Source organism: Kribbella sp. CA-253562, from assembly GCF_050942265.1.
Lineage (GTDB): Bacteria > Actinomycetota > Actinomycetes > Propionibacteriales > Kribbellaceae > Kribbella.
In genome coordinates, this window is record NZ_CP192049.1 from 8,193,195 (window position 1) to 8,216,736 (window position 23,542).

Here is a 23,542-nt window from a genome sequence, read left to right on the forward strand (position 1 = left end):
GGCATGTCGGGTACAGGGGGCCTGCCGGTGGACGAGCCGGTGGAGGCGGAGGAACGGATCGGGCCGTACCGGCTGATCCGGCGGCTCGGGCAGGGCGGCATGGGCGTCGTCTACCTGGCCGAAGGGCCGGAGCGGCGCGAGGTGGCGCTCAAGGTGCTGCGCCCGCATGTGGCGCACGACCCGACCGCCCGGGCCCGGCTGGAGCGCGAGGCGACGACGCTGCGCCGGATCGACCACCCCGGTGTGGCCGGCATCCTCGACCACGACCTGCGCGGCGACCGGCCGTACCTGGTGACGCGGTTCGTCCCGGGGCGTCCACTGGACGAGCAGGTGGACGACCGTGGCCCGCTGACTCCGCAGCGCTGGCTGCCGCTCGCCGGCTGCCTCGCCGAGTCGCTGCAGGCGATCCACGCGGCCGGAGTGATTCACCGCGATCTCAAGCCGGGCAACGTGATGATGTTCAACGGCAAGCCGGTGATGATCGACTTCGGTATCGCCCAGGCCGCCGACGACCTGCGGCTGACCCAGACGGGTCTGGTGATCGGCACGCCGGGCTACCTGGCGCCGGAGCTGATCGCGGGCGAGATGGTGTCCGAGTCGGCGGACTGGTGGGGCTGGGCGGCGACGGTGGCCTACGCCGCGACCGGACGCCGGCCGTTCGGCAAGGGACCGTTCGAGGTCGTGCTGAGCCGGGTCCACAGCGGTCAGGCCGACCTGGAAGGCCTGGACCCGCGGCTGAAGCCGTTGCTCGCCGCGGCGCTGTCACCGGACCGGCGGGACCGTCCGACGCAGCTCGAGATCATGACCGGCCTCAACCGGTACGCCGAGGGCCGGGACGCGCTGATCCCGCCGGCCGAGCTGCTCACCGCCAAGGAGACCGTCCAGCTGCACCCGCCGACCGCCGTGATGGCCCAGGTCGCGGCGGAGGACGCGCCGACGGTCGCCGGGACGCGGGTCATGCCGGACGGCGGCACCCGCGTGATGCCCGACGGGACTCAGGTGATGCCGAGTGACGACGCTCCCGACCCGGCTGAGGTGGCGCAGCTCGTGCCGCCGGTGATTCCGCCGCTCTCGGCGTTCGCACCGCTCCGCGACAAGCTGCGCGACGTCGCCGCCGAGCAGAAGGCCGCCCGGCTCGCGGCGAAGGCGTCCGCCGTACCGGTGCACCCGGCCACGTACAGCCCGGTCCCGGGCGCTGCTGCTCCACCGGCGATGCCTCTGCCGTACCAGCCGGCGCCTGCCGGTTTCGGCGGACCAGCAACCGGGCCGAACTACGCACCGCCGACCGGACCGATCTACGCGCCGCAACCATCCCCGTCCAACTACCCGGTCCCAGCGAAACCGCAGTACGACAAGGCGATCGAGCAGCGGCCGTCCGGTCCGCCGCTACCACCCGCATCACGAGGCGGTCTGCTCTTCGCGCTGCTACTCGCGCTGGCCGCGCTGATCGCCGTACTGCCGGTCCCGGGCATGCTGGTCGCCGGTGCCCTGACTGTCCTCGCCCGCATGGTCGACAAGTCCAGTACGGCGTTGCTGCGGCGACGGGAGGCTCGTGGCTATCGCGGGAAGTCGGACGGGCTCGTGGCGGTCGCCGCCAGCCCGGTGCATCTGACCAGCGCGACGCTGGTGTCGCTGCCTGCCGCGCTGCTGCCGGTCATCGTCGGCTTCACCGTCGGTGGGATCACCACACTGATCGTGGCGCTGGCGATGGGCTTCGACTGGGTGCCGCTGGCGCCGGTGAGCACTGCGGTCGGCGCAGTCTTCGGACTGTTCACCGCGTGGGGTGGTCCCGGTGGTTCCTCGCTGCGGCGGGGTGCGCGGGCCGGGCTCCGGACGGTGTTCCGGCCGGCCTGGCTGAGCGCGCTGGTGACCGTCGCCTTGCTGGTGGTCACCGCGGTGCTCGCGTACCAGGGCTACACCAGCGGCACGAACTGGGCTCCGCTCGCCGACACCTTCCGGCTGCCCGACTTCTCCAGCCCCACGCTCGGCGACGTGCGTGAGCTGCCGGTGATCCGCGACCTGCCGTTCGTCGGCCGCTGACCATTCGTGAGCGGCCGGCGCCCCTGACAGCGGTGCGCCGGCCGGCTCCGATCAGATCCGGTTGTCCAGGATCAGGATCTGCGAGCGCTCCGGGCCGACGCCGACGGCCGAGATCGGCGCGCCGCTCATCGCCTCGACCGTGCGGACGTAGGTCTGCGCGTTCTTCGGCAGGTCGTCGAAGCTGCGGCAGCCGGTGATGTCCTCGTCCCAGCCGTCGAGCTCCTCGTAGACCGGCGTCGCGTGGTGGAAGTCGGTCTGCGTCATCGGCATCTCGTCGTGCCGGACACCGTTGACGTCGTAGGCGACGCAGACCGGGATCTTCTCCCGCCCGGTCAGCGTGTCCAGCTTGGTGAGCACGAAGTCGGTGACGCCGTTGACCCGGGCCGCGTATCGCGCGATCACCGCGTCGTACCAGCCACAGCGCCGCGGCCGGCCGGTCGTCGTACCGAACTCGAAGCCCTGCCGGCGCAGCCATTCACCGTCCGCGTCGAGCAGCTCGGTCGGGAACGGCCCTTCGCCGACCCGGGTCGTGTAGGCCTTGACGACCGCCATCACCCGGTCGATCCGGGTCGGCGGGATACCGGCTCCGGTGCAGGCGCCGGCCGAGATCGCGTTGGACGACGTGACGAACGGATAGGTGCCGTGGTCGACGTCGAGCAGCGTCGCCTGGCCGGCCTCCATCAGCACGGTCTTGCCGGCGTCGAGTGCCTTGCCGAGCAGCAGACTCGTGTCGGCGACCATCGGGCGCAGGCGGTCGGCGTACCCGAGCAGTTCGTCGACCACCTCGGCGATCTCCACCGCCCGGCGGTTGTAGACCTTCACCAGCAGCTGGTTCTTCTGCTCCAGCGCGCCGGTGACCTTCTGCTCCAGGATCTTCTCGTCGTACAGGTCCTGGATCCGGATGCCGATCCGGTTCATCTTGTCGGCGTACGTCGGGCCGATGCCGCGCCCGGTGGTGCCGATCTTGCGGCTGCCGAGGAACCGCTCGGCCACCTTGTCGAGGGTCCGGTTGTACGGCGGGATGACGTGCGCGTTCGCGCTGACCACGAGCTTGCTGGTGTCGACGCCGCGGGCCTGCAGCGCGTCCAGCTCCTCGAACAGCACGCTCAGGTCGACCACCACGCCGTTGCCGATCACCGGGGTCACCCCCGGCGTCAGGATCCCGCTCGGCAGCAGGTGCAGCGCGTACTTCTCGCTGCCGATCACCACGGTGTGGCCGGCGTTGTTACCGCCGTTGAACTTCACCACGTAGTCGATCGCGGTCCCGGTGTTACCGAGCAGATCGGTCGCCTTGCCTTTGCCCTCATCGCCCCACTGGGCGCCGACGAGCACGATTGCGGGCATCTCAGCCCTCCTCTTCAACGCGTCGGCCGAAGGCCATTTCGCCTCGCGCGGCCGGCCGCTGGAAACGGTGAAGCCCGGACGTTCACCAGACATTCATCCGGCGTCCGTTCCAGGCTCTTACGACCGAAGCCTACCGGAACCGGGGGCCGCGAGGGGGCTGCGTCCAGGTGACCTCGATCGCCCGACGGGGTTGCCATTTTCCGTGATCACGTGCACACTCTTAGTCAGCGGCCCGCCGAAACTGCCGCAGGGGACGGTTCCGGCGGGCCGCTTCCTTGTGCCCGGGCCGTAATTCTTGCCTCAGGCCTCGGTCGCGCCGGTGCCCTCGGGGTTCGACGCCAGCCACTGCTTGACCCGCCGGTCGGCCTCCTCACGGGACACGTCCTCGACCTTGGTCAGGATCGCCCAGCGGTGCCCGAACGGGTCGATCACCGTGCCGTAGCGGTCGCCGGTCATGAACGTCGAGACCGGCTCGACCTGCCGGGCGCCGTACTCGATCGCCTTGGCGAAGGTGGCGTCGACGTCCGGCACGTAGTGCACCAGCGACGAGTGCACCCACTCGCCGTTCGGGGCCCGCAGGCCGATCTGCGGCATCTGGTCGCTCAACTGCAGCATCGAGTCGCCGAACCGCAGCTCCGCCTGTCCGAGCCGCCCGTCCGGCATGTCCTGCCGGCTGACCACCTCGGCGCCGAACACCTGCTGGTAGAACTCGATCGCCTTCGGCCCGTCGGAGACCGCCAGGTACGGAGTGAGCGAGTGATAACCGTCGGGGATGGGGTTTACCGTGTTCGTCGTCATGCCGAACAGTCAACGCCGGACCGGCCCGCCGGGTCTTGGAAGAAAGCGACAGGCACCGTGACCCAGCCGCCGGACAGCGAGAAGGGCATCCTGCACCCGCAGGAACAGGCCCGGCACCGCACGCTGAGCCGGCTCGCGCCCTCGTCGACGGTCGGCCGATTCGTCGAGTGGTACTGGATCGTCGAATGGGACCTGGCCGAGCCGTACGTCGCCGAGGTGCTGCCGTACCCGAGCGTGAACGTGACCTTCGAGCAGCCCGGCGGCGCGTTCCTGAACGGGGTCTGCACGCGCAAGTTCGAACGCGAGCTGGTCGGCCGCGGCCGGGTCTTCGGCATCAAGTTCTGGGCCGGCGGCTTCGGCGCGGTGACCGGCCGGGACGTGGCGTCGTTCCGCGACCAGGTACTGCCGCTGACCGACGTGTTCCCCGACGCCGACCGGCTCGCCGATCTGGTCTTCGCCGAGGAGTCCGACGTACGGCGCCGCGCGGTGGTCGAGGCCTACCTGGCCGACCACCTGGTCGCGGACGACCCGTCGTACGAGCTGGTCCGGCGCATCGTCGCGGCGATGGCCGAGGACCGCTCGGTGACCCGGGTGGACCAGCTCACCGAGCGGTTCGGCGTACCGATCCGCACGCTGCAACGACTTTTCCGCCGCTACGTCGGCGTCGGCCCGAAGTGGGTCCTGCGCCGCTATCGCCTGCACGACGGCGCCGAACTCCTGGCCCGCGGCGAAGTCACCGAGCTCGCCGACCTGGCCGTTGCCCTCGGCTACTTCGACCAGGCCCACTTCGCCCGCGAGTTCAAGGACCAGATCGGGCTCACCCCGAGCGACTACGCCGCCCGCACCGCCGCCGAACGGCAGATCACCTACCGCTGACCGGCGACGGCGTGATGTTGCCGCCGGACCGCCAGCCCGAACAGCGTTGCCGTCAGCGCCGCCGCGAGCGCGAGCGCGAAGCCGTGGTGGGCGGAATGGCCGTCGACCACTCGCCCGGCGAAGGCTGCGCCCAGGGCGATACCGGCGGCGCTGCCGGAGTTGAGCCAGGTGAAAGCCTGGGTGAGGACCGTGGGTGCGACCTCCGATTCGGTGAGAACGGCCGACAGGGTCTGGATGGGGGCGATCGCCAAGCCTGGAAGGGCCAGCGCGAGTCCGAGTGCCAGTGGCGAGTCGGCCAGCAGCAGCGGGATCGTGCTGATCGTCAGGCCGGTCAGGACGAGGACGAACTGCTTCGACGGCAGCATCGACCAGTGCCTTGCCCCGTAGGCGAATCCGGCGAACAGGCTGACCAGACTGGTGATCGCGTAGAGCGGACCGGCCAGTGACGGGCTGCCGTTGTCGACGGCGAACGCGGTGACCGAGACCTGCATGCTGCCGAAGAACAGGCCGATGCCGATGTTGGTGGCGACCAGTGCGAGGAAGCCCCGGTCCAGCAGGCGCGCTGAGCTCTCCCGGCGGTTGACCGAGGCCGGCGGAGGCGCCGTACTGCGTTGGACTGCCAGGGCCAGGCCGCCTGCGACCAGGAGGGTTGTGGCCAGAGCCGAGCCGGCGATCGGGCTGGTCAGTGCGCTGACTGTGCCGATGAGGGCTGGGCCGACCATGAAGGCGACGCCGGTGCTCAGGGCTTCCAAGGCGAACGCAGTGGAGAGTCCGGGCCGGCCGCGGAGGGCGTGGGCCCAGCGGGCGGAGGTCTGTGCTCCTACTTGGGGCAGTGTGCCGCCGGCCAGTACGCCGGCCAGGATCAGCTGCCATTGGGGTTGGTGGGTGGTGGTGAGGGTGATCAGCAGGGCCACCGCGGCGGCGTGGAGCAGCAGGGTGATCGGCAGCATGCGGGTCTGGCCGTAGCGGTCGATCAGCCGACCGATCTGCGGTCCGGCCAGGGCTTCGGCGACCGCGAAGCCGCCGGTCACGGTGCCGGCCACGGCGTACGAGCCGGTGGAGCCGTGCACCAGCCAGACGATGCCGAGGCCGGTCATGGCGATGCCGATGCGGGCTGGAGCCGCCGCGAGGAAGAACTTCCACGCTCCCGGCGTCGCGAGGACGCTGCCGTAGCTGGTGCGGGGCGTGCTGATCCGTCCGGTGAGTGCCGGCACGGGAGAGCCTTTCGCTACCCGGCGGGGCGGTGACCTGACCGTGGGCGTCCAGCTCGTTCGGTCCGTCAGTGCCGCCTACAACCGTCCATTTTCGGCAGGAAGCGGGGACGCACGCCGCCTGCCGGCTATGTCACCGGGCAGAACATCGAAGTGTCTGTGTCGAGATCAGTGTACTGCGAACGCACCAGCGCGCAGGATCGGCACGGATCGGCTGCTGCCGACCTCCGCGGCGATCGCCACGTCCTGCGGGTAGCCGTACTGCGTCAGCTCTCGCCCACCAGCGCACTCCTTCAGCAGCTCTGGCAACTCCCCCGCCACCTCGCGGTAGGCCGCGGCAGCCGCCCGGGCTTCCGGTGAGACAGGGCCGACACCGAGGTCCTGGAGGGCTGCGATGAACGCACCGGCACCCCAGAGGTCTTCTACGGCCGGGCGTAGCGAGCCGTCGGGCCAGCGTTCGCCGGCGGCGATCGCCACCACTGTGGCGTTCTGGGTTGCTGCCCACTGGGCTGCAGCTTGGTAGTTGCGGAGGGAGACGGCCAGGACTGTGGAGCCGCTGTCGGCGAGCAGCTGGGAGATGGTGGAGCCGTTGGGCGACGGAAGGACCAGGCGCTGTACGTCGCGGGCCTGGCGGATTGTGGCCGGGGACAGGCTGATGCCGTCGCGGCCCGCCTCGGACCGGCCGACGGCGAGCGCGGCGGCGTGCTGTTCGGCGTACTGGCGGGCTGTGCTGTCGCGCCAGCGGTACGGCAGGACCGTGATGCCGCGGTCGGCGGCGACCGTCACCGAGGTGGTGAACGAGAGGACGTCGACGACCGCGACGAGTGCACCGGGAACAGCCGTGGCACCGGCCGGCCCCCAGTCGAAGCCGACGCGGTACCCGGACTGCGAGTAAGGGCTGGTCACCGCCCAGATCCTCGCCGCCCTCCGCCCCGCCCGCCAAGGCAATTTGGTGGGTCAACCCATCGGGTGGACCGTTGGCCCGTCGGATTCCGGTGGGCCAACGGTCCATTTGGTGGGTGAACCCACCAAATGGCGTGGGGCCGGGGAGCGGGGTATCCCGGTGAGGTGCGAGGTCAGCTCAGGACGTCAGCCGCGGTGGGCGAGGAGTCCCGCAGGAAGGTGGCGCAGCGCTCGGCCTCGTCCTTCTCGTCGATGGCGGCCGCTGCCTTGCCCAGCACCGCCAGGCAGCGCAGGAAGCCGCGGTTCGGCTCGTGCTCCCACGGGACCGGGCCGTGGCCCTTCCAGCCGTTGCGGCGCAGCAGGTCGAGGCCCCGGTGGTAACCGGTCCGGGCGTACGCGTAGGCCTCGATCGTCCGGCCGCCGGCGAACGCCTCTTCGGCCAGCTCGGACCAGGCCAGCGAGGAGGTCGGGAACTTCGCGGCCGCCTCCACCGCCGGCAACCCGGCGGCGAGTTCCGCCGCGGCCGGGTCCTCGGGGAGTAGGGTCTCGGGTGGACCACTCAGCAGATTGTTCAATTCCATAGGCACATCTTCGCCGATCACGCAGCCGTTCCGGCACGTGACCGTCTGGCGAAATCCGTTGACCGTTCACGTACCGGCCACGGATGCTTGAGACCCTGCGTCGTACCGCCGTGGTTCCCAGCTACGGCCGGAAAGGAGGCACCGGATGAGCGTCATCGTCCTGAACGCGTCGTACGAGCCGCTGCACACCGTCTCGATCCAGCACGCCATCCGGATGCTGGTCCGTGAGGTCGCGGTGGTCGAAGAGGCGCACGGCGAACGGACCATCGGGCCCTTTCCGGTGCCACGGGTGCTCAGGCTCGTGCGCTACGTGGTCACCCACTGGCGCTACGCGGCCGGCCGGATGAAGTACAGCAAGCACGGCGTGCTGCGGCGGGACAGGTTCCGCTGTGCCTACTGCGGACTGGACAACGCCGACACCATGGACCACGTCCAACCCAGATCCAGAGGCGGCCGCACGGAGTGGCTGAACGCGGTCGCCGCCCATGCCGCCTGCAACGAGCGGAAGGGCAACCGGACGCCGTCGGAGGCCAACATGCCCCTGCTGTGGCAACCCTGGGTACCAACCCGCGCCGAGCTCGTCATAGAGACATGACGGGCCTTTTTTATGCCCTTTTCCAGGGTCGTCCACAGGCTGCGGACGAGGTGCTCGCCGACGGTGGTGATCGCGGCATCTTCTGAGGTGTGAACCCAACCCTCAGCGTGCTGCGCGCGATCCGCGGCGGCGTCTTCACCCGCGCCGACGCCCGCGCCTGCGGCTACACCGACCCCGACATCGACACCCTGCTCAGCACCGGCGGCTGGCGCCGGATCCGCCCCGGCCGGTACGCCGCCTTCCGCGACCTGACCCTGGTCACCGACGAGACCCTGCACGTACGCCGGACCTTCCAGCTGCTGCGCGAGTCCTCGGGCCGGATCGCCAGCCACCAGTCGGCGGCGGCCCTGCACGGGCTTCCGCTGTGGGGGCTCGACCTTTCCGAGGTGCATCTCACGCTGGCGGCTCCCGAGGAGATCCCTGGGGTGCTGCGTGGGCGGGTGATGGCGAAGCCAGACGTCGTACGGCATGTGCGGAGTCCGGTGGGACCTGGCGTCGTGGCGTGGAACGGGATCCGCCTGACGTCGCCTCCGCGCGCGGTCGCCGAGGTGGCCGCGACGTGTCCACCCGCGCCCGCCCAGGCCGTTGCCGACGCCAGCCTCTACTCGGGTCTCACCACGACAGCCGCCTTGCGCAAGGCCACCGACCACCTGATCGAGGGTGCCGAACGGGCGCGCGGCATCGTCACTCGGGCGACGTCCGAGTCGGCGTCGGTTGCCGAGTCGCGGCTGCGCTTGATCCTTGCCGACGCGGGACTGCCGATGCCGTCCTCATCTCCGCCGCCTGGCGTCGACGCGGACCAGCTCGGCTGTTCGTTGTGGTTTCCCGGCGAGCGGACCGTCGTCGAGTTCGAGCCGTACCGCCCGTACTGGACCGACGCCGCCGACGAGGGCACGCCCGCGCTCACCGCGTATCTGGCCGAAGCCGCCGACCGCGCCTTCGGTGTTCCGCGGCCAGGGCTGCCCGTCGATCCGTCGCCGGCCGGCCACTGCTGGATCTCCTGGGCCGATCTCGACGATCCGGTCGAGGTGACCGAGCGGGTACGCACGGCCTTCGCCCGAGCGAACCGGGCGACCGCCGTGAGGACCCTCGATCCCGCCCGCCGCGCGCGCCGAGCCCGCCGGTCCGCCGAGCTGAGCACTCAGGGTCCGATCACCCGTCAGAGCTAGTCACTTCATTCGCTGGAGGGATCCGCGGCGCCGCTCGACCGGGCGACGGTGGAGCCAAACCGAAGGAGCTGAGGCACACGTGCACACCATGAACCGCCGAAGGATTCTCCGCGCCGGAGCGCTGGGAATCGCCGTCGCGAGCGTCGCCGCCGTACTGGCCGGAGCGCCGTCAGCCGCGAGCCCGCCGCCGCCCGCCGCCGCAGAGGTCGGCGGCGCGGCATCTCGCGTGATGGAGGTCGCCGGGAAGGCTGGTGGTGCGCTCGGCCCGGAGTGGGGCGGCTTCGCCGGCGACCCGGTCAGCTTCGAGGTCAACGCGCGAACCGTCGACCCGCTGAACCCGACCGGCACGTTCCACGTCGTCCACCGCAAACCGGACGGACAACTGCTGGCCGAGTTCAGCGGCAAGGTGACGAGCCTGTACGCCGTGGACGAGGTCGCGACTTTGACCGGTGTGATCGAGCAGGCCGACCATCCCGGGCTGCCACTGGAGATGGTCGGCCAGAAGATCGCCCTCACCGTGTACGACAGCGGCCGGCCGCGCGGGTCTGCTCCGCGGACGCCGGATCGGATCGGCTGGGTCTGGGGCTTCTTCGGCGCGCCGGTCAACCGGGTCCAGGGCACCGCTCCGCACTTCACCGTCAACTGGGGTGACTTCCGCGTCGAAACCGGGCCGGCTCAGCGGTCCTCCGCCGCCCAGGTGAACGTGAAGTCGAACGCGGCCGGCTCCCAGATCCACGCGGTCCTGGGCGGGACCAGCAAGTCGCCTCCGTTCGTCGGAGACCCGTCGCGCTTCGCCCTCGCCGCCCGCATCGCGCCCGGCGACGACGCCCTGCAGGTGAAGGGTGGATTCCACGTCACCCACCACAAACCCGACGGCCAGGTCGTCGCCGACTTCCAGGGCCGCATCACCTGCCTGGCCGTCGGCGGTCCGGTCGCCGTTGCCACCGGCATCGTCACCAAGTCCCCGACCGCCCCTCAACTGGTCGGCAAGCCCGTCTCGTTCTCCCTCAAGGACGGCCACACCGACCGCCTCGGCTGGCTCTGGGGCTTCACCCCCACCGACGAGCCGATCACCGACTGCCAGTCGATCACCCCGTTCTACGCCCCCGACTGGGGAGGACTCACCGTCCGATGATCCCGGAACGTGGGCGCCTATGTTCGCCGCATCCCCGAGACTGGGCACCGCAGAGAACTCGACTGCGATCGTCTCCGCCTGCTGACCTCTCCGGCCGCAGCCCGCCGGGTGTCAGCGATGCCCCGCCGCTGGTGCTCGCGCCCGGCGGGAAGCTCAAAGCGCCGCCGGTCGTCGCGTCGCGATACGACCGGGTGGTCGCCGCTTTCCACGCCAGGGCATCGCCGCGCGGCTCACCCAGCGATGGCGTCCAGCCGTTCCAGGGCAGGACGCGTACCGCGATCCGGTCCCTGCCGATCATCACCGCCTTGAGCAGCCGGTGTACCCCGTCCAGGATCGTCAGCCGGTCGGCGCGCTCGACGACGTCCAAAGAGGGGAACCGAAGGTCGGCGGCGAGCGCCGCCGCCGAGCGCGGCGAGAAGGCATCCCGGTACGCCGTGATGCCGACCACCGTGCGCCCGTACTGCGCCGAGAATCGGCGCGGCTCGGCGGCGACCTGGCGGGGCGTTACCTGGAACGGCTCGCCATCGACCGACCAGAACGGGAGGTCGAGGTGCCAGTCGAGCTCGCTGACGGGCACGTTCTGGTGGGTAGGTCCAGCTCACGCAGCCGGTCGGCGTCCCAGACGAAGTCGAGCACAACGTCGCGCAGTTCGATGGGCACGAGGTGAAGCAAGGGGAACTGTCTTCGCGCCATTCGGTGTCCCTGGGTGCACAAACGGACCCGCTGCTCGCGCAGCGGGTCCGTCGGCGATGCTGTTCCGGGCCCCGTCCCACCGGCTGGTGTGGTGCGTACCCCGTTCCACCCGTTGGGGTGATGCGAGATCCGATCCCACCTGGTGATGCGGGTGTGAGCCGGTGGCTCAGCGGTGGTGTGGGCGCGGAGTCCTGGTCCCGCCGGGTGATGCGAGCGCGGAGCCCCAATGCCCACCCGGTGATGCGGCGGAGACCGGTAGCTCAGCGGTGGTGCTGGTCAGGCGTTGAGCGAGGTGCCCGTGGAGCGGAGGTGCTCGCAGGCCTCGGCGACGCGCTGGGCCATGCCGGCCTCGGCGGCCTTGCCCCACGCGCGGGGGTCGTAGGCCTTCTTGTTGCCGACCTCGCCGTCGACCTTCAGCACACCGTCGTAGTTGGTGAACATGTGCGCGGCGGCCGGGCGGGTGAACGCGTACTGGGTGTCGGTGTCGACGTTCATCTTGATCACGCCGTTGTCGACCGCGGCCCGGATCTCCTCCAGGGTCGAGCCGGAGCCGCCGTGGAAGACCAGGTCGAACGGGCGGTCCTTGCCGACCTTCGCGCCGACCGCGTCCTGGATCTCCTTGAGGATCTCCGGGCGCAGTTTGACCGAGCCGGGCTTGTAGACGCCGTGCACGTTGCCGAAGGTCAGCGCGGTCAGGTAGCGGCCGTTCTCGCCGGTGCCGAGCGCCTCGACCGTGGCCAGGCCGTCCTCGACCGTGGTGTACAGCTTGTCGTTGATCTCGTTCGCGACGCCGTCCTCCTCACCGCCGACGACGCCCACCTCGATCTCCAGCACGATCTTGGCCGCGTGCGCCTTGGCCAGCAGGTCCTTGGCGATCTCCAGGTTCTCGTCCAGCGGCACCGCCGAACCGTCCCACATGTGCGACTGGAACAGCGGGTTCTCGCCGCGGGCGACCCGCTCGGCGGAGATCTCCAGCAGCGGCCGGACGAACCCGTCCAGCTTGTCCTTGGGGCAGTGGTCGGTGTGCAGCGCGATGTTCACGTTGTAGTTCTTCGCGACCTCGTGCGCGTACGCCGCCAGCGCGACCGAACCGGTGACCATGTTCTTGATCGTCGAGCCGGACAGGTACTCCGCACCGCCGGTGGAGACCTGGACGATGCCGTCCGAGCCCGCCTCGGCGAACCCGCGGATCGCGGCGGTCAGCGTCTGCGAGGAGCTGACGTTGATGGCCGGGTAGGCGAAGCGGTTCTGCTTGGCCTTGTCCAGCATCTCGGCGTAGACCTCAGGGGTGGCAATAGGCATGTCTCGCGGTACTCCTCACAGCACAGTTCATGTGGGTTGAGCTCCAGTATCGCCATCGCGGACCTCGTCGTCCGTGGTGGCCCACCTGTTGAGCCGGTCAGGATGACCGGGGAGCGAACAACAGGCAACAGCCAGTCGGTAGCGTCCGAAGAGGCGAGCGCTGTTGCCTCGGGTTCTTCGGACGCTACGGGGTTCAGGTGGAGGATCCGGAGCGCGGGCCGCGGGGAGTGAGGGCCATGTGCAACCGGTAGCGGTCGGCGCGGTAGGCCGACCAGGACAGTTCGACGACCTTGCGGCCGGCGAACGTCGTCCGCTCGAGGACCAGCAGGGGTGCCCGCCGGGCCACGCCGAGGACGCGGGCGACATGACCGTCGGCGTTGTCCGCCCGGACGGTCTGCTCACCCGAGGTGACGACGACGTCGTACTCGCTGGCGAAGACGTCGTACAGGGTGCCGAGCTCGCGGCCGAGCAGGCCGGGGAACAGCGCGGACGGGTAGTACCCGACCTCGTAGGCCATCGGCGACGCGTCCGCGGTGCGCAGCCGCTCGACCCGGATCACCTTGGTGCCCTTCGCGACCCGCAGTCCCTTGGCGGTCTCGTCGGAGGCCTCGATCTCGGTGGCCGACAGCACCACCGTGCCCGGCTCGAGTCCCCGCGCCCGCATCTCGCGGGAGAACGAGGTCAGGTGCAGCTGGGAGTCGACCTGTGGACCGGTGACGAAGGTTCCCTTGCCGTGCACGCGTTCCAGCGCGCCGGACTCGACCAGGTCGCTGATCGCCTGCCGCACGGTCACCCGGGAGACGTTCAGCTTGTCCACCAGGGCGCGCTCGGACGGGATGGGGTCGCCGGGGTGCAGTTCGACGTCGATCAGCCGTTCCAGCACCGACCGAACCTGGGCCCGCTTGGTAGCCACCATCGAATCTCGATCCTCCAGACCTTCGGCGTTGCCGCGGGGGGTGCCCCGGACGACCGCTCACTGCTATCGTGCGCAGCATACCTGTTAAGACCAGATAGGACCAGTGATCCCAGTGGTGTCTGTCCCCGCCCCTGCTACCCAGATGGCACGCGAGATCGCCGAGCAGCCGGCCGCCCTGGCCGCCACGTTCGAGCACGTGCTGCCCAGCCGGCACGACGTCACCCGGCTCGCGGCCGGCCGCCGGCACGTGATCTTCGTCGCCCGGGGCTCCTCGGACAACGCCGGCGTCTACGGCCGCTACCTGACCGAGATCCACGCCGGACGGCAGGCCTCGCTGGCCGCGCCGTCGGTGGCCACGCTGTACGGCGCGAACCTCGACCTGTCGAACTCGCTGGTCGTCGCGGTCAGCCAGTCCGGCGCGACGCAGGAGATCGTCGACACCGCGGAATGGGCCAAGCGCAACGGCGCCGCGATCGTCGGCATCACCAACGACGCCGACAGCCCGCTGGCCTCGACCGCGGACGTCGCACTGATCACCCAGGCGGGCAAGGAACTGGCGGTCCCGGCGACCAAGACCTACACCACGCAACTCGCGGCGATCACCGTCGCCGTCGACGCGCTGGCGCAGAAGCCGGGCACGCTGGACGCGGACATCGCCCGCGTCCCGGAGGCCGCGGCGAAGATGCTGGAGGGCTCGGTCGACGCCTCGGCGGAGCTGCTCGCCGGTGCTCACGACGTACTGTCCAGCGGGCGTGGACTCACCTTCGGTACGACGCTGGAGGTGGCGCTCAAGCTGGAGGAGACCTGTCTGCAGCCGGTCCGCGGTCTGTCGTACGCCGATCTGAAGCACGGCCCGATCGCGGTGGTGGACGCGGATCTCGTCACGATTCTGGTCGCGGCGGCTGACGGTCCGGCGCTGCCGGGGATGACGGAGCTGGCGTCGATCGTGCGGGAGAAGGGCAGCAAGATCCTCGGCATCGGTGGGGACGCGAAGTTCGCCTCCCTGTGCGATGTGAACCTCGCCGGGCCGGATCTGCCGGAAACCCTTGCGCCGTTGGCGTTGGTGATCCCTGCCCAGCGTGCGATCGAGGCCCTGGCCCGCAAGCTCGGCTTGGACCCGGACGCGCCGCGCGGTCTGCGCAAGGTCACTCAGACGGACTGATTTCACTACAGCCCGGCGTGGATGCGGCCGAGAACGCCGCCTGTGGTTGCTGCTGCACCGGCCGGAAACAGAGCCAGGTCTGGCCAAGCCGACCTGGGCGGGACTTCGACACAGCGCCGCCGCTTCCCCATGGGGAGCGGCGGCGTTTCGTTTCCGGCACTGGGCCCGATCCGCCCGCGGCGGCGCAGGGGCTGGGCCGATCTGGCCGGCGCATTCCTGAAGGAGCGGCTGCATTTCGTTTCGGCGGAGGTCTAGATGCGGCCGCGGCGGCGGAGGGCTGTGCCGATCTGGTCGGCGCAGTCCTGGAGGGGTTTCAGGACCTCGGTGCGGAGGGCGGCTCGTGTGCTGCGGGAGGCGTGGGCTGACACGTTGAGGGCGGCGGTTGCTCGGCCGCGGGAGTCCAGGATCGGTACAGCGATCGAGCGGAGGCCGAGTTCCAGTTCCTGGTCGACGACCGCGTAGCCGTCGGTGCCGGCCTGCTTGATCACCTCGCGGAGCTTCTCCGGTGACGTCACCGTGTGCTCGGTGAGTTGCTCGGTCTCCACCGACGACAGGTACGCCTCCAGCTCATCCTCAGGCAGCCCGGCGAGCAGCACCCGGCCCATCGACGTCGCGTACGCCGGCAGCCGGGCTCCTACACCCAGCGCGACCGTCATGATGCGGCTGGTCGGCACCCGCGCCACGTACACGATGTCGGGCAGGTCCAGTGTCGCGATCGAGCAGGACTCGCGGGTCTGTGCGCTCAGCTCCTCCATGAACGGACCGGCGATGTCCCCGAGGTCCAGCGACGACAGGTACGCCCAGCCCAGCGCCAGCACCCGAGGCGTCAGGGCAAATCGCCGGCCGTCGCTCCGGACGTAGCCGAGCTGCTCCAAGGTCAGCAGGATCCGCCGCGCGGTGGCCGGCGTGATGCCGACGTCGCGGGCGACCTCGCTCAGCGTCAGCGACGGCGTTTCGGCCGAGAACGCGCGGATCACCGCCAGCCCGCGCTCCAGCCCTTGCAGGAACGTGCCTGTGGACGCGTCACCGGACATCGGCTAGCCTTTTCGTTGAAAGAAGAATTTTTCGCTCAGCGAAATCGTAGCGGAGCTTTCATGCCGAGTCCAGTCCCTGCCCCGACCATCACCGCGCTGACCGACGCGATCGCCGAGCACGTGCACGACGGGGACACGGTCGCGCTCGAGGGCTTCACGCACCTGATCCCGTTCGCCGCGGCCCACGAGATCGCGCGGCAGGGCCGCCGCCACCTGACCCTGGTCCGGATGACGCCTGACCTCGTCTACGACCAGCTGATCGGGCTGGGCGTCGCCGACCGGCTCGTCTTCTCGTACGGCGGCAACCCCGGCGTCGGCTCGCTGCACCGGCTGCGCGACGCGGTGGAGAACTCCTGGCCGCATCCGCTCGCCGTCCAGGAGCACAGCCATGCCGGACTCGCGAACGCGTACTCCGCCGGCGCCGCGCGGCTGCCGTTCGCCGTACTGCGGGGGTATCGCGGGACCGACCTGGAGCAGCAGCGCGAGATCATCTCCCGCGTCACCTGCCCGTTCACCGGCGAGGAACTCGCCGCGGTCAAGGCGGTCAACCCCGACGTCACGGTCATCCACGCGCAGCTCGCCGACCGCGACGGCAACGTGATGCTCTGGGGCATCACCGGCGTCCAGCGCGAAGCCGTGCTGGCCGCGGACCGGGCCATCGTCACGGTCGAGCAGGTCGTCGACGAGTTCCCCGAGCGGACCGGCGCGGTGATCCTGCCGAACTGGGTCCTGAGCGCGGTCTGCGTGGTGCCGAACGGCGCCTGGCCCTCGTACGCCGCCGGCTACTCCGTCCGGGACAACGAGTTCTACCAGCGCTGGGACGCGATCGCGCGCGACCGGGCGTCGTTCCTGGCCTGGGCGGCCGACAACGACCTCAAGGAGCGCGCGGATGCCTGACTGGGACAGCGCCGAGATGATGAACGTCGCCGCGGCGCGGGAACTGCACGACGGCGATGTCTGCCTGGTCGGCGTCGGGCCGCCCAATCTGGCCGCGAACCTGGCCCGCCGGACGCACGCGCCGAACTGCCGGCTGGTCTACGAGTCGGGCGCGATCGACGCCAAGCCGCGCCGGCTGCCGCTGTCGATCGGCGACGACGACCTGGCCGCGACGGCGACCGCGGTGGTGTCGGTGCCGGAGATGTTCAACTTCTGGGTCGGGGCCGGGCGGATCGACGTCGGGTTCCTCGGGGCCGCGCAGCTCGACCGGTTCGGCAACATCAACACGACCGTGATCGGCGACCACGCGCACCCGAAGGTCCGGCTGCCCGGCGCGGGCGGTGCGCCGGAGATCGCGGCCGCGGCCCGCCGGGTGATCGTGATCGTCAAGCAGTCGCCGCGGACGTTCGTCGAGACCGTCGACTTCGTGTCGTCGGTCGGCTACGGCCCGACCGGACGGGAGCGGGTCGCGCCGGGCGCGGGACCGACGCTGGTGATCACCGATCACGGCGTCCTGGAACCGGACCCGTCCACCAACGAGCTGACGTTGACCCGATTGCATCCCGGCGTCACGGTCGAGCAGGCAGTCGCGGCGACCGGATGGGCGCTGAAGGTTGCCGAGGACATCCAAGCGGTCCCGGCGCCGACCGAGGCCGAGCTCACCGCCCTGCGCGGACTCCGCAACCGGGAGGCCGTCGATGCCTGAATCCTTTGTGCACATCGGCTTTCCGAGCCGGGTCGTCTTCGGACCTGGTTCGCTGGATCGCGTGGCGGGCGAGGTCGAGCTGCTCGGCGTCTCGCGCGCGCTGCTGATCTCCACCGGTTCCGTGCGCGAGTCGGCCGACCTGGTCGAGCTCGCGCTGGGTGATCGGTTCGCGGGCCGGATCGACGAGGTCAGGCAACACGTCCCGCTCGATCGCGCCGACGCCGCGCGGGCCAAGGCCGCCGAGGTCGGCGCCGACGGGATCGTCGCGCTGGGCGGCGGTTCGGCGATCGGGCTGGCGAAGGCGATCGCGCTGACCACCGCACTGCCGATTCTCGCCGTACCGACCACGTACGCCGGCTCGGAGATGACACCGGTGTGGGGCCAGACCGCCGACGGGACCAAAACCACCGGCACCGACCTCGCCGTACTGCCGCGAACGGTGGTCTACGACCCCGTGCTGAGTTTGCGCCTTCCGCTGAAGCTCACCGCGGCCAGCGTCGCCAACGCCCTGGCCCACTGCGTCGAGGCGACCTGGACGCCGAAGGCCGACCCGATCACCGAGATCACCGCCGTCGAGGGCGTCCGCTCCCTGCGCGAAGGCCTGCTCGCCGTCCTCGACGACCGTCACAATTTGGATGCCCGAGGCAACCTCCTGTACGGCGCCGGCCTGGCCGGCTCGGCCCTCGCGTCCGCGGGAACGGGCCTGCACCACAAACTCTGCCACCTCCTCGGCGGTGCCTACGGTCTCCCCCACGCGGAGACCCACGCCGCCGTCCTCCCCCACGTCACCCGGCTGAACGCGCCCACGGTCCCGAGAGCGAAGGCCCGCCTCGAAGCGGCCTTGGAGACGGACGATCTGGCCAGCGGCCTGTTCGACCTGTTCACCACGGCAGGCGTGCCGACCAGCCTGCGCTCCCTCGGCCTGACCGAGCAGCAGGCCAAGGACGCCGCTCGCCGCTTCGCGGCGAGCGGGGTGGAGAACGTGGTGCCGATCGACGAGCCGGCGCTGACCGAGCTCCTCCTCGCCGCCTGGTCGGGCGACCGCCCGCCGGCGGCCGAGCACCGCGGGCCCGGCGCAGCCGGGCGAGGCAGCCAAGGAGTAACGCGATGAAGTCCGCGTTCGTGTTCGATGCCGTTCGTACGCCGGTCGGCAAGCTCGGTGGGGCGTTGGCCGGCGCCCGGCCGGACGACCTGGCCGCGGTGACCTTGCGGGAACTCCTGGTCCGCCACCCCGGTCTCGACCCCGCGGAGATCGACGACGTCTTCCTCGGCAACGCCAACGGTGCCGGCGAGGAGAACCGGGACGTCGCCCGGATGGCGGCGCTGCTCGCGGGCTTCCCGACCAGCGTCCCCGGTACGACGGTGAACCGGCTCTGCGGATCGGGTCTGGAAGCCGCGATCCAGGCGGCGCGGGCGGTGGAGACCGCAGATGCGAGCCTCGTGATCGCGGGCGGTGTCGAGTCGATGAGCCGCGCTCCCTGGGTGCTGCCGAAGCCCGACCGCGCCTTCCCGCACGGCAGCCTGACGGCGGAGTCGACCTCGCTCGGGTGGCGCCTGGTCAACCCGCGGATGCCGAAGGAGTGGACGGTCTCGCTCGGCGAAGCGACCGAGCAACTGGCCGAGCGCTACGGGATCACCCGCGAGGCGCAGGACCTGTTCGCGCTGGAGTCGCACGAGAAGGCGGCGAAGGCCTGGGCGGCTGGGACGTTCGACGGGGAAGTGGTCCCGTGGGAGCATCTCGCGCCGATCCTGCCGAAGGGGGCCCAGCCGCTGACCCGCGACGAGTCGATCCGCGAGGGCGGCACCCCCGAGGTGATGGCCAAGCTGAAGCCGGCGTTCCGCGAGCACGGCACGGTCACCGCGGGCAACGCCTCGACGCTCAACGACGGCGCGTCCGCCGTACTGATCGGTGACGAGCAGACCGCCCGCCGGCTCGGGATCGACCCGCTGGCCCGGATCGTCAGTCGCGCGGTGCACGGCGTCGAACCGCAGTACTTCGGGATCGGCCCGGTCGAGGCGGCCCGCAAGGCGCTCGCGAAGGCCGGCATCGGCTGGGACGACCTGAAACTGGTCGAGCTCAACGAGGCGTACGCCGCGCAGAGCCTGGCCTGCCTGGGCGAATGGCCCGAGCTGGATCGGTCCAAGGTCAACGTGAACGGCGGAGCGATCGCTCTCGGCCATCCGCTGGGCAGCTCCGGGACAAGGATTCTGACCACCCTCGCGCACGAGCTGCGGCGGCGCGGCGGCGGCTACGGCCTGGCGACGCTGTGCATCGGCGTCGGCCAGGGACTGGCGATGGTGATCGAGTCATGAGTGGTGATCGAGGCGCGAGGAGCGACCAGATGGACGGCGACAACCTGACCGGCGCGGTGGTGGCGAGCTTCGACGGCAGTCCGGACCCCCGGACCAGAGAAGTGATGAGCGCGCTCGTGCGGCATCTGCACGCGTTCGCCCGCGAGGTCGATCTCACCGAGCAGGAGTACTTCCGCGGCATCGACTTCCTGACCCGGACCGGCCAGATCTCGACCGAGACGCGGCAGGAGTTCGTCCTGCTCGCCGATGTGCTCGGCCTGTCGATGCTGACCGTCGGGCTGGACACCAAACTTCCCCCGGAAGCGACGGCGGCGACGGTCTTCGGCCCGTTTTTCGTCGAGGGCTCACCGGCGTACGAGCTCGGCGACGACATCGCCAACGGCGCGCCCGGGCAGCCGTGCCTGGTGGGCGGCCGGATCCTGAACATCAGTGGCGAGCCGGTCGCCGGTGCGCTGCTGGAGACCTGGCAGGCCGACGAGGACGGCTTCTACGACGTCCAGAAAAACCTCGGCGTCCCGCAGAACCGGGGCCACTTCACGACCGATGCCGAAGGCAACTTCTCGTTCTGGTCGGTCCGGCCGGTCGCCTACCCGATCCCCGACGACGGCCCGGTCGGCGAACTGCTGCGGGCCGGTGGCCGCGGCCCGATGCGCCCGGCCCACATCCACTTCATGGTCACCGCGCCCGGCTACGCCCGCCTGATCACGCACGTGTTCGCGGCCGGCGACGAGTATCTGGCCAACGACGCGGTGTTCGGCGTGAAGGACTCGCTGATCGCCGAGTTCACCGAGCATCCGGCCGGGACCGCCCCCGACGGCCGCGAGCTCGACCGGCCGTACGCGTCGGTGCACTACGACCTGGTACTCGCCCCCACCGAGGAGACGTTGTGACAGATGCCTTCGAGACCGACGTCCTGATCGTCGGCAGCGGCCCGGCCGGAGGGGCCGCGTCGCTGTTCCTGTCCAGCTACGGCGTCGACAACGTCGTACTGACCCGCTACCGGTGGACCGCGAACACCCCGCGGGCGCACATCACCAACCAGCGCACGGTCGAACTGATGCGGGACATGGGCATCGAGGACCAGATCACCGACCAGGGCACCGAACACGCGCTGATGGGCCAGACCGCGTTCTGCACCAGCCTCGCCGGTGAGGAGATCGGCCGGATCCGGACCTGGGGAACGCATCCACGCCGCCTGGCCGACTACACCGAGGCGTCGCCGACCTTGCCGTGCGACCTGCCGCAGACGTTGTTCGAACCGATCCTCGTCAGCACGGCGGCCAGCCGCGGCGCGCGGGTCCGGTTCGACACCGAGTACCTGTCGCTGGAGCAGGACGCCGACGGCGTCACCGCGCACGTCCGCGACCGGCTGAGCGGTTCGGAGTACGACATCCGGGCCAGGTACCTGATCGGCGCGGACGGCGGCCGGAGCAAGGTCGCGCAGGACGTCGGACTGCCGATGGCCGGCCAGATGGACGTCGAGGGCTCGATGAACATCGTCTTCGAGGCCGACCTGTCCAAGTACGTCGCGCACCGGCCGAGCGTCCTGTACTGGGTGCTGCAGCCGGGCGCCCAGATCGGCGGCATCGGCGCGGGCCTGATCAGGATGGTCCGGCCGTGGAACGAGTGGCTGGTGGTCTGGGGCTACGACATCAACCAGCCCGCGCCGGTGGTCGACGAGGCGATGGCGACCGAGATCGTGCACAACCTGGTGGGTGACGACACGATCGACGTGAAGCTCAAGGGCACCTCGGTGTGGAGCGTCAACCACATGTACGCCGAACGCGCCTCGGCCGGCCGGGTGTTCTGCATGGGCGACGCGATCCACCGCCACCCACCGAGCAACGGACTGGGCTCGAACACGTCGATCCAGGACGCCTACAACCTGGCCTGGAAGCTGTCGCTGGTGCTGAAGGGCCAGGCCTCGCCGACGCTGCTGGCGTCGTACGACGAGGAGCGGGTGCCGATCGCCCGGCAGATCGTCGAGCGCGCCAACAAGAGCCGGACCCAGTTCGGGCAGATCTTCGCCGCGCTCGGGATGACGCCGGACGCGCCGGCCGGGCGCACGATCGAGTCCCGCAAGGACGACAGCCCCGAAGGCGCCGCGCAGCGCGAGGAGCTGCGGCGGGCGATCGAGCTGAAGGACTACGAGTTCAACGCGCATGGCGTCGAGCTCGGCCAGCGCTACAGCTCCGGCGCGGTCGTCCCGGACGGTACGCCGGAGCCGGCGTACGAGCGTGATCCGGAGCTTTACTACCACCCGACCACCTGGCCGGGCGCGCGCATTCCGCACTGCTGGTTGACCCGCGGCACCGAGACGGTCTCGACGCTGGACGTGGTCGGCAAGGGCCGCTTCACCGTGCTGACCGGCATCGGCGGCGAGGCCTGGGTCAAGGCCGCCCAGGCCGTCTCGGAGTCGCTCGGCCTGCCGATCGACGCGGCGGTCGTCGGCCCGGGCCGCGAGCTCGAGGACCTGTACGGCGACTGGGCCCGGCTGCGAGAGATCCCGGACAGCGGCTGCCTGGTGGTCCGCCCCGACGCGCACATCGCGTACCGGGCGGCCGGGGTACCGGATGATCCGGCCGAGGCGCTGCAGGAGGCGTTCGCGGCGATCCTAGGGCGTTAGGAGCTTCCAGCTGTGGGCTTCGACGACGGGCTCTGCCACCTCGAGCGGGAAGTGGTAGGGCTCGTCGTTCACGTTCAGCAGCAGGACGACGCTCTGCCCGTCAGCCGTTGACCTGAGCGCGACGGCCTCGTTGGTGAGGTGCTCGACGGTGGTGCTGGCCCGGACCAGCCACGGGTTGCGGCGGCGGATGCCGATCAGTTCCTGGTGCAGCCGGTACGTCGCGTTCGGTTCGCCGGGCTTGTCGGGGAACTCCTGGCGGATCGCGTCGTCGCCGCCGATCCGGTCCTCCTTGACGCCGGGCCAGCCGAACTCGTCACCGGCGTACACGCTCGGGATGCCGGCGACGGCGAACAGGATCGCGACCGCGTGCCCGAGATGCCGTTCGTCGGTGAGCTTGCTGGCGATCCGGGTGACGTCGTGGTTGCCGACGAAGGTCTGCGGGACGAACGTGCCGAGCAGCTGCTCGTGCCGCTCCAGCGCGTAGGCCAGCTCGTAGAAGTTGCCGTCGTTCAGCGAACTCCAGATCGCCTTCCACAGCTCGTACTGCGTGATCGAGTCGAGGCTGCTGGTCCGCGCGTAGTCCGCGTAGTCGCCGTGGATCAGCTCGCCGAAGAACCACGCCTGCGGGTACTGCGCCCGGACCTCGGCCAGCACCTCGTGCCAGAACACCGCCGGCACCGCGTACGCCGCGTCCAGCCGCCAGGCGTCGACGCCTCGGGCCAGCCAGTGGGTGAGCACGTCGACGACGTACCGCCGGACGGCGGGCTGGTCGTGGTCGAGAGCAACCAAGTGGTCGTGGCCCTCGAAGACCGCGAGCTGATCACCGGTCCGCCGGAACCACTCGTGCGGACCGGCGAACGACCGCGCGACGTGGTTGAACACGCCATCCAGCGCGACCCGCAGCCCACGTGCGTGCGCGGCCGCGACGAGCTGGTCGAAGTCCTCGCCGGTGCCCAGCCGCGGATCGATCCGGAAGTGGTCGATCGTGTCGTAGCCGTGCGTCTCCGAGGCAAACACCGGACCGAGCAGCAGCCCCGAACAGCCGAGCTCGATCGCGTGGTCGAGCCAGTTCTCCAGCCGGCCGAGCCGGTGCTGCGGCGGGCTCCCGTCAGGCAGGTCGCCGAGTGCTCGCTCGGCTCCGGTGAAGCCGAGCGGATACACGTGCCACCAGATCGCATGGTCGGTCCACATCTGTCGACGGT

At 70.5% G+C, this 23,542-nt stretch carries 22 protein-coding genes; 12 read left to right on the forward strand and 10 right to left on the reverse strand.

All coding sequences use genetic code 11. The features are described from left to right. The first annotated feature begins 3 nt into the window (after nt 1-3). The gene (locus tag ACQPXM_RS39045; RefSeq protein ID WP_432943018.1) at nt 4-2,040 is read left to right on the forward strand and encodes a protein kinase domain-containing protein; all 2,037 of its coding nucleotides are present in this window, start codon (nt 4-6) and stop codon (nt 2,038-2,040) included. Nucleotides 2,041-2,091: 51 nt separating this feature from the next. On the opposite strand, the gene ACQPXM_RS39050 is transcribed toward ACQPXM_RS39045, so the two are convergent. Both ACQPXM_RS39050 and ACQPXM_RS39055 read right to left on the reverse strand, forming a co-directional pair. Further along, nucleotides 2,092-3,384, reverse strand: a complete 1,293-nt coding sequence (locus ACQPXM_RS39050; RefSeq protein ID WP_432943019.1) for an adenylosuccinate synthase — start codon at nt 3,382-3,384, stop codon at nt 2,092-2,094. A 300-nt stretch (nt 3,385-3,684) separates the two neighbouring features. After that, complete coding sequence (locus ACQPXM_RS39055) at nt 3,685-4,182, reverse strand: VOC family protein (protein WP_432943020.1); 498 nt, start codon at nt 4,180-4,182, stop codon at nt 3,685-3,687. Nucleotides 4,183-4,239: 57 nt separating this feature from the next. On the opposite strand from ACQPXM_RS39055, the gene ACQPXM_RS39060 reads away from it, so the two are divergent. Continuing rightward, nucleotides 4,240-5,058, forward strand: a complete 819-nt coding sequence (locus ACQPXM_RS39060; protein ID WP_432943021.1) for an AraC family transcriptional regulator — start codon at nt 4,240-4,242, stop codon at nt 5,056-5,058. Here the strand turns inward: ACQPXM_RS39060 and ACQPXM_RS39065 are convergent. The 3 genes from ACQPXM_RS39065 to ACQPXM_RS39075 all read right to left on the reverse strand — a co-directional run bounded on the left by ACQPXM_RS39065 (nt 5,049) and on the right by ACQPXM_RS39075 (nt 7,753). Continuing rightward, nucleotides 5,049-6,272 carry an MFS transporter gene (locus ACQPXM_RS39065; protein WP_432943022.1) on the reverse strand — a complete coding sequence of 408 codons (1,224 nt, stop codon included), beginning with the start codon at nt 6,270-6,272 and terminating at the stop codon, nt 5,049-5,051. The genes ACQPXM_RS39060 and ACQPXM_RS39065 overlap by 10 nt on opposite strands. Nucleotides 6,273-6,437: 165 nt before the next feature. Further along, complete coding sequence (locus tag ACQPXM_RS39070; RefSeq protein ID WP_432943023.1) at nt 6,438-7,175, reverse strand: 2-phosphosulfolactate phosphatase; 738 nt, start codon at nt 7,173-7,175, stop codon at nt 6,438-6,440. A 170-nt stretch (nt 7,176-7,345) separates the two neighbouring features. Beyond that, entirely contained in the window at nt 7,346-7,753 is a 408-nt protein-coding gene (locus ACQPXM_RS39075; RefSeq protein WP_432943024.1) for a DUF3151 domain-containing protein, read from the reverse strand. Between the two features lie 145 nt (nt 7,754-7,898). Between ACQPXM_RS39075 and ACQPXM_RS39080 the strand changes: the two genes are divergently transcribed. The 3 genes from ACQPXM_RS39080 (at nt 7,899) to ACQPXM_RS39090 (ending at nt 10,652) form a co-directional block, all read left to right on the forward strand. After that, nucleotides 7,899-8,348, forward strand: coding sequence for an HNH endonuclease (locus tag ACQPXM_RS39080; protein WP_077018696.1), 450 nt, complete (start codon nt 7,899-7,901; stop codon nt 8,346-8,348). A gap of 89 nt (nt 8,349-8,437) precedes the next feature. After that, complete coding sequence (locus tag ACQPXM_RS39085) at nt 8,438-9,517, forward strand: type IV toxin-antitoxin system AbiEi family antitoxin domain-containing protein (protein ID WP_432943025.1); 1,080 nt, start codon at nt 8,438-8,440, stop codon at nt 9,515-9,517. Between the two features lie 79 nt (nt 9,518-9,596). After that, nucleotides 9,597-10,652: a hypothetical protein gene (locus ACQPXM_RS39090; protein ID WP_432943026.1), complete on the forward strand. Its 1,056-nt coding sequence runs from the start codon at nt 9,597-9,599 to the stop codon at nt 10,650-10,652. Here the strand turns inward: ACQPXM_RS39090 and ACQPXM_RS39095 are convergent. The 3 genes from ACQPXM_RS39095 to ACQPXM_RS39105 form a co-directional block, all read right to left on the reverse strand. After that, nucleotides 10,639-11,229 carry a hypothetical protein gene (locus ACQPXM_RS39095; protein ID WP_432943027.1) on the reverse strand — a complete coding sequence of 197 codons (591 nt, stop codon included), beginning with the start codon at nt 11,227-11,229 and terminating at the stop codon, nt 10,639-10,641. The genes ACQPXM_RS39090 and ACQPXM_RS39095 overlap by 14 nt on opposite strands. A gap of 392 nt (nt 11,230-11,621) precedes the next feature. Then, nucleotides 11,622-12,647 carry a class II fructose-bisphosphate aldolase gene (gene fbaA, locus ACQPXM_RS39100; protein ID WP_432943028.1) on the reverse strand — a complete coding sequence of 342 codons (1,026 nt, stop codon included), beginning with the start codon at nt 12,645-12,647 and terminating at the stop codon, nt 11,622-11,624. Nucleotides 12,648-12,840: 193 nt separating this feature from the next. Then, nucleotides 12,841-13,563, reverse strand: a complete 723-nt coding sequence (locus tag ACQPXM_RS39105) for a GntR family transcriptional regulator (protein WP_077018692.1) — start codon at nt 13,561-13,563, stop codon at nt 12,841-12,843. Between the two features lie 142 nt (nt 13,564-13,705). On the opposite strand from ACQPXM_RS39105, the gene ACQPXM_RS39110 reads away from it, so the two are divergent. After that, nucleotides 13,706-14,725 (forward strand): SIS domain-containing protein, encoded by a 1,020-nt coding sequence (locus ACQPXM_RS39110; protein ID WP_432943029.1) that lies wholly within the window; start codon nt 13,706-13,708, stop codon nt 14,723-14,725. A gap of 251 nt (nt 14,726-14,976) precedes the next feature. Here ACQPXM_RS39110 and ACQPXM_RS39115 read toward each other — a convergent pair whose 3' ends face one another. Continuing rightward, a complete protein-coding gene (locus tag ACQPXM_RS39115; RefSeq protein WP_432943030.1) occupies nt 14,977-15,759 on the reverse strand; it encodes an IclR family transcriptional regulator domain-containing protein in 783 nt (260 codons plus the stop codon). A 60-nt stretch (nt 15,760-15,819) separates the two neighbouring features. On the opposite strand from ACQPXM_RS39115, the gene ACQPXM_RS39120 reads away from it, so the two are divergent. From ACQPXM_RS39120 to ACQPXM_RS39145, 6 genes are read left to right on the forward strand one after another with little or no spacing between them, the layout of a single operon-like run. Continuing rightward, a complete protein-coding gene (locus ACQPXM_RS39120; protein WP_432943031.1) occupies nt 15,820-16,656 on the forward strand; it encodes a CoA transferase subunit A in 837 nt (278 codons plus the stop codon). Next, entirely contained in the window at nt 16,649-17,401 is a 753-nt protein-coding gene (locus tag ACQPXM_RS39125) for a CoA-transferase subunit beta (protein ID WP_432943032.1), read from the forward strand. The genes ACQPXM_RS39120 and ACQPXM_RS39125 overlap by 8 nt, the downstream gene beginning before the upstream one ends. Continuing rightward, a complete protein-coding gene (locus ACQPXM_RS39130; protein ID WP_432943033.1) occupies nt 17,394-18,512 on the forward strand; it encodes a maleylacetate reductase in 1,119 nt (372 codons plus the stop codon). The genes ACQPXM_RS39125 and ACQPXM_RS39130 overlap by 8 nt, the downstream gene beginning before the upstream one ends. Further along, nucleotides 18,509-19,714: a thiolase family protein gene (locus ACQPXM_RS39135; protein WP_432943034.1), complete on the forward strand. Its 1,206-nt coding sequence runs from the start codon at nt 18,509-18,511 to the stop codon at nt 19,712-19,714. Before ACQPXM_RS39130 ends, ACQPXM_RS39135 begins: the two co-directional genes overlap by 4 nt. A 29-nt stretch (nt 19,715-19,743) precedes the next feature. Next, the gene (locus ACQPXM_RS39140; RefSeq protein ID WP_432943035.1) at nt 19,744-20,604 is read left to right on the forward strand and encodes an intradiol ring-cleavage dioxygenase; all 861 of its coding nucleotides are present in this window, start codon (nt 19,744-19,746) and stop codon (nt 20,602-20,604) included. Continuing rightward, nucleotides 20,601-22,340, forward strand: coding sequence for an FAD-dependent oxidoreductase (locus ACQPXM_RS39145; RefSeq protein ID WP_432943036.1), 1,740 nt, complete (start codon nt 20,601-20,603; stop codon nt 22,338-22,340). The genes ACQPXM_RS39140 and ACQPXM_RS39145 overlap by 4 nt, the downstream gene beginning before the upstream one ends. On the opposite strand, the gene ACQPXM_RS39150 is transcribed toward ACQPXM_RS39145, so the two are convergent. Continuing rightward, entirely contained in the window at nt 22,329-23,531 is a 1,203-nt protein-coding gene (locus tag ACQPXM_RS39150) for an alpha-amylase family protein (RefSeq protein ID WP_432943037.1), read from the reverse strand. The two genes, ACQPXM_RS39145 and ACQPXM_RS39150, sit on opposite strands and share 12 nt — an antisense overlap. Between the last annotated feature and the right edge of the window lie 11 nt (nt 23,532-23,542).

Bases quoted from the DNA above. Each gene is read 5' to 3' on its own strand.
- ACQPXM_RS39115 (WP_432943030.1), bottom strand. From the start codon at position 15,759: ATGTCCGGTGACGCGTCCACAGGCACGTTCCTGCAAGGGCTGGAGCGC.
- ACQPXM_RS39130 (WP_432943033.1), top strand. From the start codon at position 17,394: ATGCCTGAATCCTTTGTGCACATCGGCTTTCCGAGCCGGGTCGTCTTC.
- ACQPXM_RS39125 (WP_432943032.1), top strand. From the start codon at position 16,649: ATGCCTGACTGGGACAGCGCCGAGATGATGAACGTCGCCGCGGCGCGG.
- ACQPXM_RS39075 (WP_432943024.1), bottom strand. From the start codon at position 7,753: ATGGAATTGAACAATCTGCTGAGTGGTCCACCCGAGACCCTACTCCCC.
- ACQPXM_RS39150 (WP_432943037.1), bottom strand. From the start codon at position 23,531: ATGTGGACCGACCATGCGATCTGGTGGCACGTGTATCCGCTCGGCTTC.
- ACQPXM_RS39050 (WP_432943019.1), bottom strand. From the start codon at position 3,384: ATGCCCGCAATCGTGCTCGTCGGCGCCCAGTGGGGCGATGAGGGCAAA.
- ACQPXM_RS39120 (WP_432943031.1), top strand. From the start codon at position 15,820: ATGCCGAGTCCAGTCCCTGCCCCGACCATCACCGCGCTGACCGACGCG.
- ACQPXM_RS39045 (WP_432943018.1), top strand. From the start codon at position 4: ATGTCGGGTACAGGGGGCCTGCCGGTGGACGAGCCGGTGGAGGCGGAG.
- fbaA (WP_432943028.1), bottom strand. From the start codon at position 12,647: ATGCCTATTGCCACCCCTGAGGTCTACGCCGAGATGCTGGACAAGGCC.
- ACQPXM_RS39080 (WP_077018696.1), top strand. From the start codon at position 7,899: ATGAGCGTCATCGTCCTGAACGCGTCGTACGAGCCGCTGCACACCGTC.
- ACQPXM_RS39110 (WP_432943029.1), top strand. From the start codon at position 13,706: ATGGCACGCGAGATCGCCGAGCAGCCGGCCGCCCTGGCCGCCACGTTC.
- ACQPXM_RS39105 (WP_077018692.1), bottom strand. From the start codon at position 13,563: ATGGTGGCTACCAAGCGGGCCCAGGTTCGGTCGGTGCTGGAACGGCTG.
- ACQPXM_RS39055 (WP_432943020.1), bottom strand. From the start codon at position 4,182: ATGACGACGAACACGGTAAACCCCATCCCCGACGGTTATCACTCGCTC.
- ACQPXM_RS39140 (WP_432943035.1), top strand. From the start codon at position 19,744: ATGGACGGCGACAACCTGACCGGCGCGGTGGTGGCGAGCTTCGACGGC.
- ACQPXM_RS39135 (WP_432943034.1), top strand. From the start codon at position 18,509: ATGAAGTCCGCGTTCGTGTTCGATGCCGTTCGTACGCCGGTCGGCAAG.